Origin of the sequence: Bacillus sp. 522_BSPC, assembly GCF_001076885.1 — a bacterium.
GTDB lineage: Bacteria > Bacillota > Bacilli > Bacillales > Cytobacillaceae > Niallia > Niallia hominis.
In genome coordinates this window covers 58,877-72,498 of sequence record NZ_JVDT01000118.1, presented here as the reverse complement: position 1 = coordinate 72,498, position 13,622 = coordinate 58,877, and the positions used below count along the sequence as shown (strand labels likewise).

The 13,622-nt window shown below is 32.8% G+C and carries 15 protein-coding genes; 5 read left to right on the top strand and 10 right to left on the bottom strand.

Annotated features, from left to right (window positions below):
• Nucleotides 1–676: 676 nt before the first annotated feature.
• Nucleotides 677–1,087, top strand: coding sequence for a type VII toxin-antitoxin system MntA family adenylyltransferase antitoxin (gene mntA / locus ADJ83_RS09335; RefSeq protein WP_048717672.1), 411 nt, complete (start codon nucleotides 677–679; stop codon nucleotides 1,085–1,087).
• Nucleotides 1,080–1,493: a type VII toxin-antitoxin system HepT family RNase toxin gene (gene hepT / locus ADJ83_RS09330; protein ID WP_048717671.1), complete on the top strand. Its 414-nt coding sequence runs from the start codon at nucleotides 1,080–1,082 to the stop codon at nucleotides 1,491–1,493. Before mntA ends, hepT begins: the two co-directional genes overlap by 8 nt.
• A 303-nt stretch (nucleotides 1,494–1,796) precedes the next feature.
• On the opposite strand, the gene ADJ83_RS09325 is transcribed toward hepT, so the two are convergent.
• The 3 genes from ADJ83_RS09325 to ADJ83_RS09315 form a co-directional block, all read right to left on the bottom strand.
• The gene (locus tag ADJ83_RS09325; protein WP_048717670.1) at nucleotides 1,797–2,195 is read right to left on the bottom strand and encodes a type II toxin-antitoxin system death-on-curing family toxin; all 399 of its coding nucleotides are present in this window, start codon (nucleotides 2,193–2,195) and stop codon (nucleotides 1,797–1,799) included.
• A gap of 4 nt (nucleotides 2,196–2,199) precedes the next feature.
• Nucleotides 2,200–2,466 carry an AbrB/MazE/SpoVT family DNA-binding domain-containing protein gene (locus tag ADJ83_RS09320; protein WP_048717668.1) on the bottom strand — a complete coding sequence of 89 codons (267 nt, stop codon included), beginning with the start codon at nucleotides 2,464–2,466 and terminating at the stop codon, nucleotides 2,200–2,202.
• A gap of 207 nt (nucleotides 2,467–2,673) precedes the next feature.
• Nucleotides 2,674–3,063, bottom strand: a complete 390-nt coding sequence (locus tag ADJ83_RS09315; RefSeq protein WP_048717666.1) for a hypothetical protein — start codon at nucleotides 3,061–3,063, stop codon at nucleotides 2,674–2,676.
• A 721-nt stretch (nucleotides 3,064–3,784) separates the two neighbouring features.
• On the opposite strand from ADJ83_RS09315, the gene ADJ83_RS09310 reads away from it, so the two are divergent.
• Both ADJ83_RS09310 and ADJ83_RS09300 read left to right on the top strand, forming a co-directional pair.
• Complete coding sequence (locus ADJ83_RS09310) at nucleotides 3,785–4,747, top strand: HD domain-containing protein (protein ID WP_048717663.1); 963 nt, start codon at nucleotides 3,785–3,787, stop codon at nucleotides 4,745–4,747.
• Nucleotides 4,748–5,257: 510 nt separating this feature from the next.
• A complete protein-coding gene (locus tag ADJ83_RS09300; protein ID WP_152910810.1) occupies nucleotides 5,258–5,644 on the top strand; it encodes a hypothetical protein in 387 nt (128 codons plus the stop codon).
• A gap of 245 nt (nucleotides 5,645–5,889) precedes the next feature.
• Here ADJ83_RS09300 and ADJ83_RS09295 read toward each other — a convergent pair whose 3' ends face one another.
• The gene (locus ADJ83_RS09295; RefSeq protein ID WP_048717659.1) at nucleotides 5,890–6,288 is read right to left on the bottom strand and encodes a hypothetical protein; all 399 of its coding nucleotides are present in this window, start codon (nucleotides 6,286–6,288) and stop codon (nucleotides 5,890–5,892) included.
• Nucleotides 6,285–6,497 carry a helix-turn-helix transcriptional regulator gene (locus ADJ83_RS09290; protein ID WP_048717676.1) on the bottom strand — a complete coding sequence of 71 codons (213 nt, stop codon included), beginning with the start codon at nucleotides 6,495–6,497 and terminating at the stop codon, nucleotides 6,285–6,287. Before ADJ83_RS09290 ends, ADJ83_RS09295 begins: the two co-directional genes overlap by 4 nt.
• Before the next feature lie 269 nt (nucleotides 6,498–6,766).
• Between ADJ83_RS09290 and ADJ83_RS09285 the strand changes: the two genes are divergently transcribed.
• Nucleotides 6,767–7,072 (top strand): DUF4359 domain-containing protein, encoded by a 306-nt coding sequence (locus ADJ83_RS09285; protein ID WP_031539842.1) that lies wholly within the window; start codon nucleotides 6,767–6,769, stop codon nucleotides 7,070–7,072.
• A gap of 60 nt (nucleotides 7,073–7,132) precedes the next feature.
• Here the strand turns inward: ADJ83_RS09285 and ADJ83_RS09280 are convergent, their stop codons facing one another.
• From ADJ83_RS09280 to ADJ83_RS09260, 5 genes are read right to left on the bottom strand one after another with little or no spacing between them, the layout of a single operon-like run.
• Complete coding sequence (locus ADJ83_RS09280; RefSeq protein ID WP_048717657.1) at nucleotides 7,133–7,735, bottom strand: hypothetical protein; 603 nt, start codon at nucleotides 7,733–7,735, stop codon at nucleotides 7,133–7,135.
• Nucleotides 7,736–7,746: 11 nt separating this feature from the next.
• Nucleotides 7,747–9,741, bottom strand: a complete 1,995-nt coding sequence (locus tag ADJ83_RS09275; protein ID WP_048717655.1) for a serine/threonine-protein kinase — start codon at nucleotides 9,739–9,741, stop codon at nucleotides 7,747–7,749.
• A gap of 16 nt (nucleotides 9,742–9,757) precedes the next feature.
• Nucleotides 9,758–10,522, bottom strand: coding sequence for a PP2C family protein-serine/threonine phosphatase (locus ADJ83_RS09270; protein WP_231512596.1), 765 nt, complete (start codon nucleotides 10,520–10,522; stop codon nucleotides 9,758–9,760).
• 14 nt (nucleotides 10,523–10,536) lie between these two features.
• Nucleotides 10,537–11,220: an FHA domain-containing protein gene (locus ADJ83_RS09265; RefSeq protein ID WP_048717653.1), complete on the bottom strand. Its 684-nt coding sequence runs from the start codon at nucleotides 11,218–11,220 to the stop codon at nucleotides 10,537–10,539.
• A 12-nt stretch (nucleotides 11,221–11,232) separates the two neighbouring features.
• Entirely contained in the window at nucleotides 11,233–13,560 is a 2,328-nt protein-coding gene (locus tag ADJ83_RS09260; protein WP_048717651.1) for an FHA domain-containing protein, read from the bottom strand.
• Between the last annotated feature and the right edge of the window lie 62 nt (nucleotides 13,561–13,622).

Below are 13,622 nucleotides of genomic sequence, written 5' to 3'. Positions count from 1 at the left end.
AAGGTTGAGGATTCATTTATTTATAAAGTTTGGGTAACTATTAAATTATAAATGAGGTAAAACTATATGATTAATACATACTAAAAATGTCTACATGTCAATACAAAAAAATTTAAATTTTTTCACTCATTTAATTTTGACACTTTTACTTTTTCGACGTCGTTTACTTCACTTCATTTGAAAATACATTTTCAAAACATTAGCATTTCTTTTAATAGTCAATGCTTTTTCTTTTACAAACGAATATTTAGTTATTCAATTCCTAGAAAAAAACAATGAAAAAAATCCTACAGTTTATTGCGTAATCTGTTGGACTTTACTATGCATAGGAAACGAATTGCCGCTATGTGATACATTTATTGGCGAAGACTAGTAAAAAATATGGCAAGCGTGGTAAAATCACCTCGCCGTAATCCTTCCACGAAGAAATCTTTCTATGATTATCCCCCCTTTCCTAAGCAGAAAGCAACACCTCCAATATCCAGCTGCTATTTCAATTTATCATTCATACCATCTAATTCTCTATAAATCTCCGACAAATTTCGGGACGTCACTGTGACCAAGAACTAGGTGTATCTCTAGAGTTTGGGACAAGGAACCTGACCCCATGTCCCTATCCCTATATGTGCGGTTTATCCTTATAAGCTTTATAATATGAGAAAGGACGGTGATAAGCATGCTAAAAGAAGAATTACAAAAGAAGTTAGTTGATAAAATCATTCTAGACACAAACCCAGCTTTCGTCATTCTATTTGGTTCATTCGCTAAAGGCACGACACATGATGCAAGTGATATCGATCTTGCTTATTTCAGTGACAAGAAGCTATCATCTTATGAACGTTTTATGCTCGCTTCTGAGCTTGCTGCAATTGCCGGTCGGGAAGTCGATTTAGTCGACATTAAACAAATCGATACAGTATTTACAATGCAGATTTTTGAGCAAGGCAATCCGATTTATATACATGACGAGAACGAATTTACACGCCAAAAAATGCGTGCTTATAGCATGTATGCTACGTTAAGTGAGCAGCGTGCTACAATTATTAGTGCGATCAAAGAAAGAGGGAGTGTATTCGGCAATGAATGATGTTATTTTAAATAAAGCGACAACAATTGAACGTTGTGTTAAACGTATTCATGAAGTGTACGAGGACAATCCTGCAAACTTAACGGACTTTACAAAACAGGATAGTATCATTTTAAATATTCAACGTGCTTGTGAGGCGAGCATCTATTTAGCGATGCATATTGTCAGTAAACGCAAGCTTGGAGTACCAAAAGCGAGTCGTGAAGCATTTAAATTGCTACTAAATGCTGGATTAATTGAAAAAAGCTTAGCAAATACATTGATGAATATGGTCGGATTCCGAAATATTGCTGTACATGACTACCAGACGTTAGAGCTAGATATATTAGAGGCGATTCTAGAAAAACACATTAATGATTTTATAGTTTTTACGAAAGTGATTTTACAATTGGAGGAGAATCATTAATTCGTGGTCACAGTGACCACACCTGAGGATGAGGAGAAATTCGCACTTTCCCTTCTACCATCTCAACCTTGCAAAATGTCTAAATGGAAAACAGCGAAAGTACGGTCCGACTATCACCTCTCTGTCGATTGATATTCCGTTCCAAATGAATATCAATCGACAAGTCAAAGTGAAACATACCTGTGAAACAAGATTTTTCGGGGCGTCACTGTGACCTCAAGAAACAGGATCTTTATTCAAGGTGCGAAAGTTGAGTAATTAAGATAAAAGGTATACGCAAACATAAACATTTACATATACCTTTTATCTTTCTTTTGTATGTTTCTCAATCCATTTAGCAACTTCCTGAATATCCATCGGTGGTTTTGTTGCCACCAATTCTACAGTAAAGTCCTCTGCCTCTTTCTGAGGGGCAACGAACTGATAGCTGTTTACCCATAAAAATTGCTTCATTGCAGCAAACGCAGTTCTTTTGTTTGCATTATGGAAAGCATGGTTTTGGGCAATGCTGCTGTATAATGCGGCAGCTTTTAACCAGATGGTAGGATAAGCTTCTTCACCAAAAGCACTTTGTTTTGGCCGGTTGATGGCACTATCCAATAGTGCTGTGTCCTTAACCCCCATTTGCTCTCCAGGACTGTATCTTTTAATTAACATAGCATTGATGAGGATGAGTTCTTTTTGATGTAAATACCTGACCATTTATTTAACGATTCACCAAATTCTTGAGCGTCTGATCGTAGTTTTCAAATAACTCCTGCATACCATCAAGGAAATCCTGGTCAATACCATCTAACGCATCGTAATTCAGTTTCTTTTGTCGTTTAAAGGATACGGTACCATCCTTCTCAAGCTGTAGCTTGATTTCATCGCCCTGTTTCACCTTCAGATGATCAAGCACTTCTTGTGGTAATGTGATACCAAGGCTATTGCCGATACGTACAATTTTACGTTCCACATTAGTCACCGCCATTTTGTTCTCCTCCTTATTATATGCAAGCATCTTACCGTTTATACAATTATTACGTAATACTGTTATAACGTAATAATATACTAATTGAAAGTACATGTATAGTGAGTTGTTTTAAGTAAACATAAACATGTACCTTTATTTGTTTGGTGCACTTCATCTAATTAGCGTAAGAACCATTTCTACTTAACCGTTACAATTGTCTACTTTTTAAATCTTGGTTCGCCATTGGAAAAGGCAAAACGCCAACAACCTCCAAAATTTATCATTCACACCATCTAATTCTCTATAAATCTCCGACAAATTTCGGGGCGTCCCTGTGCAGCGAGCCCCTATTAGTACACATGTATAAATTCGGGGAAAAGTAACCATACCTTTATTTAGAGCATTTTTTGGTTCGGTGCTTATCTTCTTTTTTTGATTCTTTAATTTGAATAAATAAGCTTTTAAAATAAACAGCAGTTTCTCTGATTTTTCTAGTACGATTTGAATATACAAAGTAGTATATAAAAAAATTGTAAATAATAAAATGAAATAATTTTCGGTCCCACTTGAATATATTGCCCAAACAAAGCAGCAAGCAACACCATTAAAGCTCAACACCCAACCACCCTTACACCATTCAGTTGCTATTTCAGTTCATCACACTCACACAATCTAACTCTCTATTAATCTTCGACAAATTCCGAGGCGTCCCTGTGACCAAGAATCTATATCCCTCCCATGAAACATAATTTTTATGGCATCACTGTTTCCATAAATTTGTTATAATTATAACAGTCAGTCATTTCAGAATTCTACAGTAATTCCGCGTTTTCGTGATAAATATTCATATACTAGCAATAGGAATGGAGGTTTAATGAGAATGAGCATTTTCATCGTAACGGTTGTAGGTGTACTAGGCATTGCTAGCTTTCTTGCTTATAATGCATTTTTTTACTATAGTGAAAAGATGGAACAGGATAAGTCAAAGGACTAAGTTAATATAAAAGTCCAAAATCATTTGTTTTAGTTCTGCTTATATTTTCAATGAATCACAAGCTAAATAGAATTCCGTCATCTTAAATTTAAACCTCTCCATTTTTTGCTTTCAAAAAGTCGATAGCTTGTTCTATCGACTTTTTAAACTTGAAGTTTTATAACTGCTTTCTGTATAGCATCTTGTTCTTCTAAATGAGTTCATGAGCGTGTTAAAAAGGAAACATGATACAAAAGGTTTTAATATTCTTATAATTGACTTGCCATTCCGCAAAGGGCACCAAGATTATTCATATCTACTAAATAAGATACCAATAATTTTTTTCTCAAGGGGGATTTGATTATGCTAGAAAATTATAGCTATATAAACGAACCATTATATCCAGAAGTTGAATTAAATGAATGGGAAGTTGACCTTTTTAATACGAGTTATGTAAGAAGATTGAAGCAATTATCCCATTTTGGGGCAGGCTCGCTGATATCACCTGTAGTCCATTCTAGGTATGAACATACGATAGGTGTTTGGAAATTGACAGCTTCCTTTTTTCCTAATGATAACTTAGCTAGAGCTGCTGCTATTTTACACGACATTGGCCATTTACCTTTCTCCCATTCAGTTGAAAGAACGTTAGGATTTAATCATCATGAACTGACTGAAAAATACGTGAAAGATTGGGAAATAGAAAGTATATTGAATAAAATTAATCTTACTTCTTTAGAAGTGATACACTTTTTAAACTCACAAAATCAACTCACAGGAACGGATGAGATAATGGGGCTGGATCACTTAGACAGTTTTTTTAGGGATACTTATATGAACGGAGGAATAGATAGACTCCCCAAAGATGTATTGAGTTCTATTAATTGTTCCAAAAAAGGAGTAATAGCTGATTGTGAAACAGCTCTTTACATAATGGAATTGGCCTTAATGGATCATGAATTATTTTTATCTCCCCATTTATTAGCTGCTGATCGAATACTTGCAGAGGCAATTAGTCTAAATTTCGAGGGTACCGTTGATTCTACTATTGCTTTTTTAACTGATTATGAGTTACTAAACATATTGAACAATTCAAATAATCTTATTGTAAAAAAATTAATGAACCTATTAATACGTTTTCCTGGAAAAATTAATATTCAATCATCCATTACAGGCGATGGGATTAGCTTCGGGGTGAGAAAAGTCTACAATAAAACGCCTATGGTGACTGATGGGAAAAAATTGAATGAAGATGTGAAAGGAAAAGAATTACTGGCGAAAATAGGCGAGCTTAAGAAAGAGTATGAATTGATTATTGAAAGATAAAAGCATTATGGCACTTCTGAGTCATTAATATGATTCAGATTGAATTGAATGTTAACTTTTTATTTAGCAGAACAAGAAAATACAGTTAGAATTAGGGTCTTTCTTTTCCATGAATCATTTTTTTAGCGGCTTATAACTACAGTACTTTTCCCGTTTCTGCGTCCATGTCCCTTCATAATAATCTAGTAAATAATTAATATTCATAAAACAAGTACTGTGGAATGCTTCCTTATAATATTGATAGCTACTCCAAGGATAGTATTCTGCCAGCTTAACCATTCTATAAAGTGATTAACAGGAAAGGAGGATTTATGCAATTCATTATAGCGAACGCCATTTATTTCCTACTATGTATCTCTGTCTTTATTCTTCAGAAGGAAAAAAATCCAATTCTTTTTATGAAGCTAACATTCCTATACATTATTACATTTGTTTCATTTAAAACAGATTCTATTACTATACCAATAGGAATAATACTGGGAGTAATCTTTTTAGAAAGAGAAAAAAATAATGCTTCTAACAGTAATTTTTGGGATGCTAACGAACACCGTGCTTCATTTTTTTATTCCCCCCATTCCGATAGACTATATCACTGAATCTAGGGAAGTTTATGAATTGGTGGAGAAGTTTAATGATGTAGAGTATGTTAAAACATTCTTAGAAACAGACACAATACAATTAGATATTAAAGAATTTGTAGATAGAGATTTTGATATTCCCTATTTCATGCTCGTTTCTTATATCCTTATAGATACTGATAATGCAGTTAATGGAAGAGAAGAACTTATGTCATCTCCTCATGAGAGGCATATATTAGGAACAAAAATAAAAAACGACGGAACATACAGAAGAAATATATTTGAATTATCATGGAATAGATTATATCGGTCTCTTTGAATACGAAAAAGAGGAACCCTATTTAAAAGTAGTAGTTAGAGGTAATATGAAGCATAGATTAGTAGAGTAGATGACGCAATATTTTAAGGGCGCTAATTCAAGAAGGATTAGCGCCTAATCGATTAACTTTTTATATCGTTTATTTTTCCATCGGCAATCCCACAGATATCTTCCTGTGACTGTGAAACAGGATTTTTCGGTGTATCTCTAGAGTTGGGACAAGGAACCTGACCCCCATGTCCCTGCTAACGGTACTTTCTTGAAACCACGAACTCCGTAATGGGAAGTGTTACAAACGCAAGTCCGATAACAATCACAAGTGGAAGATTTTTTATATCATTCATTGCCGTTACTTGCTCAGTTAAAATTAATACAAGCACCATTAATACAAGTAACAGATAATAACTAATTTTTGAACTTAATAGTGTAATATGTTTTTCTAATTCATCTTTTTTCCCTTCATGTTTCCCTTCCATTTCTCCCCAAGTCAAGGAATGGAATAAAAATCCAATCCCTAAAAACAAATAAAAGATTGTTGTTGCGTTAATTTCATCTTTTGCAATCCATTCATAAATACCAAACCCACCGATAGAAGTAATTAAAACTAGAGAACAAATTAAACTAACCTTTTTTACAGTTGTCACTTTTCTTCATTCCTTTCGTATTTAAAAATAAATAATGCTTCAAGAGGAATACCTAAAACATTAGACAAAGTAAATGCCAGCTGTAAACTAGGGTCGTACTTGTTATTCTCAATGGCATTAATGGTTTGTCTTGAAACACTACATCTTTTAGCAAGTTCTTCTTGAGACAAACCCTTCATCTTCCTTTGAAATTGAATATTATTTTCCAAGATATCACCCACAAATATGTAAAGAACGTTTGACATTATAATAACATTAATTGGAATAAAGTCAAACATGTTTTACAAATCACCTATTAAAAAGCAGGATTAACCCTGCATTATTTAATACCAATAGAATCTCATTAATTCCAGACAAACACTTTCGAATTGAACAAGAATAATCATACATAATACCATATTGAAACTATTTTTGTGTGGTAGCTGACACCTAAAAACGCTATAATAAATTAGTAGAAACTTACAAAGGAGGTGAAGATTTGAAAAAAAAATTATCTTTGATTATCGTAATTGCAATCATCCTATTAATGGCTTTCACTAATCCTACAAAAGCAGAGTATGTTGACTGGGCTTCGAATAAATTGAATGAGGCAGTTGGAGAGGACAATACTTTAGCAAGCATAGGAATTGAACTATTTGGCAATAGTGTTATTTCTAGTACGACAAATAAAAAAAGCTTTCTCATTGGTTCTCTATTCACTACTACCTATGAAGAACAGGAAGTAAAGGTGATCGGAATATTCGGTAACTTTATACCAATTTCCAATAGCTTTGACTCATTATAATTTTTGGGGAAAATACATAAAAATATGGAGCTTAATTTGCTCCATATTTTAAAATTTCATTCATTTTATTGACTCAGTTTTCAATATTTCTGTTGGCTCTATTCTATCTTCCAACAAATTATTCTCTACTTCCCTTATGGTATCTCCATTTGGTTCTTCCAATAACACAGTTTCTTCTATCCCATTCATCGACCTATGCTGTTTTTCACTACCCTTGATTGTCGTCTCTTTGCTGCTACTTTCAACTTGAATGTCCTCTAAGATTAATGTTTCATCAACAGCCTGTAATAGTACTTCTGTACCAGTGTTAGCTTCATAAATAGGATCATGTAATACGGCCTGATCTTCTGCAACTGGCATATCATGAGATTTATTTAGTATACTTTTTTTATTACTACTATCCTCATTTTCTCTCATTAACTTTGACTTCTTCATATTTTTACTGATACCATTATTCCATCGTTTTGATTTATTTTTTTCTGTATCAAATTTCATCGTCTTGGTACTATTCATATCCATTGTTTCTATAGGAATGTTAGCTTCATATTCATATACCGTTTCATCTGCAGCAGTTTTTTTAAATAAATGAAGAAATAGTAGAATAATAGATCCTATACTTCCGATTATGCCTATTATAACCATAATTATCCCTTTTGATATCAATGAGCCTCCTCCTATTCAATCCAATTTTTATCCTTCAATTCATTAATCAAATTAACTAACGGCTTCATTTCTGGAGTTGCTTCACCTTCAGGACTATATTTCAAAGCTAGATTATAATTTTCAACTACTTTACTAAAGTCTCGTTCGTCTTCTTCTTTTATATTTTCCATATTTGCATAAAGCAAAGCAAGTTGAGAATAACAAGTATATTCAGTAGGATATTTTTCCTTCATTAACAGTAAAGTTTTCTCGCTATCTTCTAATCTATTCATAGTCTGATAAATAATAGCAATATTTCTGTATAAATATGGACGTTCGTACCCGTTGTCTAACAATTGAGTAAACCTTTGAATCGATTTTTCAAAAAAGGAAGTATTATTATTTTCATATAGTGCTTTTTCATAATATGCTTCTGCAAGCATTTCAATGATTAAGAGATCATTGTTACCTTCTGATTTATCTAGTCCACTCTCTAAAGTTTTTATCCTTTTATCAATTGCTGTATCTTTTAGTAGCTCTTTATTATTTTTATATAGTTTAGCAATTTCTAGTGTGCTTTTTGTTTTTATATATGGATCATTACCTTCTTCCAACACTTTTTCAAAGGCATGTAGTGCATCTTCCACCTTTCCTTCTGCACCTGAAATTTCACCGGTTAGATACCATGTCACTTCCTCATCTAAGTTCAACTTCTCCATCTTTTCCAAAATATCCATTGCTTGTGCTGTTTGTCCATTTTTCGCTAATGAAACAGCTAAATCCCTTTGATACAAAGTATATTCTGGAGAAAGTGTACTAGCTTTTTGCAAATACTCAATTGCTTTATCAAAATCTTCGGTTTCAAAATAAGCGGAACCAATATAATAATATATTTCCGATTCTATGCTCTTATCTTCTTTTATTAATGGTAAGATTTTCTGAGCATAGTTAATCGAATCACTATATTTTCCTTGAACATATAGATTCTTTACTAACCCTTTATAAGCATCTGATTCTTCAGGAAGTTTTTCTATGGCTTTTTTAAAAGCTTTCTCTGCTTCTGCAAATTGATATGCATCAATTGCTTTATTTCCTTCTTTTATCATAACGTTGTATTCGTCAAATTGAGATGCCTTTATTTCTGAGAATCCTCCAAAAGTAAGCAGAACAAAAAAGCAGAGGCTACTTACTAAACTTAATGATATAAATAATCTTTTTCTTCTTTCTAATTTATAGGCTGAAGACAATTTGTCGATATTGTTTAAATCAGATAATAATTCTTTTGCTGATTGATATCTATCATTAGGATTGGGACGAAGTGTCTTAATTAATATTTCCTCTAATCCCTCCGAAAAGGAAGGATTAATTTGTCTAATAGGCTTAAATTCAAATATATCCGCAGGACCTAATCCTGTAACTAGATGATATAGGGTTACACCTAGACTATAAATATCTGATCGTTCATCCGTTTGTGCTTTTCCTCTTTGTTCTGGGGCAGCATAACCATCTGTACCTAGTTTTTGTGTATCTGTACTAGACTCCTCTTTATATTCTCGAGCAATCCCAAAGTCAATTACTTTAATCGAACCATCTGGCACTCTCATTAAGTTAGATGGTTTCATATCTCGATAGATAATTGGATTCGGTCTATATTCATGTAAGTATATATAAACTTCACAAATTTGCTTTGCCCATTCAACTACATCTCTTTCAGGAATTCTGCCAAGTGCTTTTAATTCTTTATCTAAAGAAACACCTTCCACATAATCTAAGACAATATATAAATAATGCTCATTCTCAATGATGTCAAATATCCGAGGCAGGGATGGATGGTTTAGTTTTTTCATAATATTTGGCTCGGCCAACAAATCAATAGATTGATTCAAATTTTTATTGACCTGCTTGATTGCCCATAATGTACCAAGTTTTATATTTTGAGCCTTATAGACTGTTCCCATTCCACCTTTTCCCAGTATGCTCAAAATAGAATATTTTCCGTCAAATGTTTGTCCGACCTCTAAATTCATATCCTCAACTCCAGACTTACATCACTTGTACTGCAATTAACGTTACATTATCATTACTATTATTCTTTAATGCTTTTTGAACAGACTGATAACATAATTCATTAAAGTCATCAGTAGTATTTGTAAAAATATCTAGTAAAGTATCTTCAGAAATAAAATTATATAAACCATCCGTACATATAATATATATATCTTTTGGCAAAGCTTTTTTTGTTTGCATAAAAGGTATTATTTGGTCCCTAGCACCAATAGCACGTGTTAATACATGCTTAAATTTATGATTATCTAATTCTTCCGCATTAATTTTGTTTTCCATAAATTCCATCCAAGCAACTGTATGAATTTCAGAAACACAGGAAATTTTCTTATCTCTTATTCTTAATATTTTTGTATCTCCTACATTACTAATAATGATTTTTCCAGAAAATATATGAAGGAGAGCTAAGGTTGTTGCCATAACAGCATTCCGCTTTTTTCCTTCCTCATATACATAACTATTAATTTGTTCGTATTTTTTCTTCATTAATAATGAGACATATGCAGGGGAATTGTCCGTATTAGAATCCAATTCCCTTTTTATGGCATCTACTGTTAACTTACTAGCTTGTTTTCCAAATTGATGTCCTCCAGCCCCATCAGCAACCGCAAAGGAAGCCACATTTTGATTAATATGAATTAAATACGAGTCCTGATTTTCTATACGAATCCCTCTATTGGTACAAAACCCAAATTTAACAAAAGGATTTAGTACTTCTGTTTCTTCTAAGGAATGATTAGGCACGTATCTTACCTCCATTATTTGATTACTAGTTGTGTTTTTCCAAGCTGAAATGGCTTTTGTAGAGCTATTTCTTTTTGTCCCTTTAAGGCTATATTGTCAATAAATGTACCATTTTTACTGTTTAAATCGACTAGGAAATATTTATCTGACTTTTTATAGATTAGGGCATGGATTCTTCCAATAAAGTTATCACTTGTTATTGTTAGATCACTATTTTCCGGATCTCTTCCAATAACAATTACCTCCTCTTCATTCCATTTATACAATTCTAAGTCATCAGCTTTTTTATATTCTATTGTGCGAATTACTTTTTTATCTATATAATTCGGCACTTCAGCCAATATCATTGTTTCATCTACAGAATATTGTTCCTTTAATTGAGCTTTTTCTTGAGTAGTGAAATTAGAAATCCCTCCTAATACTTCTGTTTTATCATTCATGCCTTCATTTAAGTTCTCGTTTTGCATTTTCCATTCAGGTTTTTGTTCCTTCTTTGAACCTAGTACTTCTGTTTTAGAATACTCATCCGCCACGTTTTCCTGTACCATTTGTTTATAAACAGGAGAGGAATTAGATGCCTTAGTGGTATCTACTTTAATGACATCATTTCGCTTTTTATTTTTTGTAATAATAATAAATAACATAATATTGATGAGAACTATTGCACCAACAATTATATAAATAATCTCCATACCCATTTCATTTACCTCCTAGGCTTTTTTCTTTTCTTTTAATAGGATTAAGCACAATAATATAGAAATAATGGAAATACCCAGGAGAATCCCCCAGTTTTGATATAGCAATGCTAAACTGTGATCATAGTAGTCTGGTAAGTCCCTTGGCGGAACAGCTACTTTCGTCTCTATTTCCATCGGTACACCATTTAAATCAAAAGAGATACTCAATGCTCTTGCTGCCCACTTACTAAGAATGAAGTTAGAGAAAAATTCAGTAATTCCTTTTAATTCAAATACTAAACCGTTAAATATTAGTTGAGGAATAAGAATAATTGGAGCAAGCCCCATTGCACGATCTGAATTTGCAACAATACAAGAAATGACTAAACCAAAAGCGCTCGAAGCAACTACAGTTAGGAAAAAAGTGATGATGACTTCAAGCACTAAGCTTCCAATCAAATCAGTAGATGGAAAATCAGTAACCAATTTAAGAATAAGAACAAATAAAATGGACTGAATGAAGCCCAATACACCCAATACAGTCATCTTAGATAAAATATATGGCGCTAATTTTAAATTAACTGTCCTTTCTCTTAGAAAAATAACCTTTTCTTTGGTAATTTCTTGAATAGAATTTAAAAGACCTACCCACACAGCCGAAGATGCAGCAGTAAAAATTATTTGTTTCGAAGACTCATAAAAGAAAAAAGAATCTCGTTCACTAACTTGTCCTAGAAGGAGCGCTATGATAGGTGCTTGAATAATCAAAAATAAGAACCGCTGTCTATCAATTAAAGTAAGTTTCATGTATCTGGAACAAAGAATGCCAAATTGTTTCACAGAACTCCTACTAGGTCCCTTTTCTTTGGTATGTTTTGTCACCTTTTTTCCTTTTAAAGATTGATAATAGGAATAATGCTGCGATTTCACAAATTTATCCTGCCAGAATTCTGATTCATTATTAATCAAATCATATATATCTGTATAGTCAGTTACATTAAAAAACTCCTGTGCCCCACTTGGAGGTCCAAAATAACAAAGTCTTCCACCATATCCTAGAAAAACAACCTTATCACACAGATGTAAATTTGCTGTAGCATGCGTAATCAGAATAACAGTTTTCCCCATATTAGAAAGCTTTCGAAGTAATCGCATCATATTCCGTTCCATTCCTGGATCTAACCCAGAAGTTGGTTCATCTAGGAAAAATAACTTTGGATCTGCTAATAGTTCTACAGCTATACTCGCTCTTTTTCTTTGCCCACCACTTAGTTGGCTAATAACTAACTCTTCTCTGCCTGTCAATTCGACATCTGCTATTACTTCCTTTACCTTTTGCTCAATTTCCTGGTCATTAGAATCCTCGGGCATTCTTAATTTAGCTGCATATGTTAACATTTGATGTACTGTAAGAGAATCATAAACAATATCCTGTTGAGGGACGTATCCCATTATATTTTTATATGCATTAAAATTCGCATAAAAATCATCCCCATTAACAAGAACTGTTCCCTCCGTTGCTGGCCGGAATCCATTGATTGTATCCATAAAAGTTGATTTTCCAGCACCACTTCCACCAATTAAAGCAACTAGTTCACCTGGTTTAATGCTTATACTAATATGATCAAGTATCTTTTTCTCTTTTTTTTCACTAAAAAAGCCCGCATTTGAATCTTTTACAACCTTGCTAATATCGATTGCATCCAATTGTAATCCTTGAACATTCGAATTATAGATTATTTTATTTTGTTGAACGACAAACTTTGTTTGGCCAATATAAATAGTATCCATAACATTTAGTTTTGTGGCACTTTTCACTTGTTTTCCATTTACAAATGTACCATTCGTACTATTTAGATCCTTAATATACCATTCGTTCTTCTCTTGGTAGATTTCAGCATGCATTCTTGAAACTAGACTATGAGAAATCCTAATATCATTTGTACTTTCTCTACCTATGATGATATTCTTTTTATCTTTTAAAAATATATTATTCCATTTTTCTACACTATCCGTCTTTAATTCTGTATATAAAATTAAAATTCCCTGGTTATGAGGATCATCCGGATTATCAATACGTATTTGCATATCCTTTTCAAGCTTTTTTTCTTTCACTTTTTCTTTATCTATTAAAATCCCATTTGTACTGTTTAAATCCCTAATTTCACAAACCCCATCTTGAACCGAAATTTCTGCATGTTGGGAGGAGACAATAGTAGAGTTTACGATAATATCATTTTTAGCGGAGCGTCCAATCAAAATCTTTTTTTGGCTATTCAAATCAAATTCATATGTACTTACCAATTCATCATTTATATAAATATTTAAGATACCTTTATTGGCTGAAACTGAACTAGACATAAAAACTCCCTTTTAGTTTTTTATATGGAAAAGAACGTGAGAATAATTTCTATTCTCACGGT

Excerpts from the sequence above, each read along its gene's own strand:
- mntA (WP_048717672.1), top strand. The coding sequence starts at position 677 with ATGCTAAAAGAAGAATTACAAAAGAAGTTAGTTGATAAAATCATTCTA.
- hepT (WP_048717671.1), top strand. The coding sequence starts at position 1,080 with ATGAATGATGTTATTTTAAATAAAGCGACAACAATTGAACGTTGTGTT.
- ADJ83_RS09325 (WP_048717670.1), bottom strand. The coding sequence starts at position 2,195 with ATGGTCAGGTATTTACATCAAAAAGAACTCATCCTCATCAATGCTATG.
- ADJ83_RS09320 (WP_048717668.1), bottom strand. The coding sequence starts at position 2,466 with ATGGCGGTGACTAATGTGGAACGTAAAATTGTACGTATCGGCAATAGC.
- ADJ83_RS09310 (WP_048717663.1), top strand. The coding sequence starts at position 3,785 with ATGCTAGAAAATTATAGCTATATAAACGAACCATTATATCCAGAAGTT.
- ADJ83_RS09300 (WP_152910810.1), top strand. The coding sequence starts at position 5,258 with ATGCTTCTAACAGTAATTTTTGGGATGCTAACGAACACCGTGCTTCAT.
- ADJ83_RS09275 (WP_048717655.1), bottom strand. The coding sequence starts at position 9,741 with ATGAATTTAGAGGTCGGACAAACATTTGACGGAAAATATTCTATTTTG.
- ADJ83_RS09265 (WP_048717653.1), bottom strand. The coding sequence starts at position 11,220 with ATGGGTATGGAGATTATTTATATAATTGTTGGTGCAATAGTTCTCATC.
- ADJ83_RS09260 (WP_048717651.1), bottom strand. The coding sequence starts at position 13,560 with ATGTCTAGTTCAGTTTCAGCCAATAAAGGTATCTTAAATATTTATATA.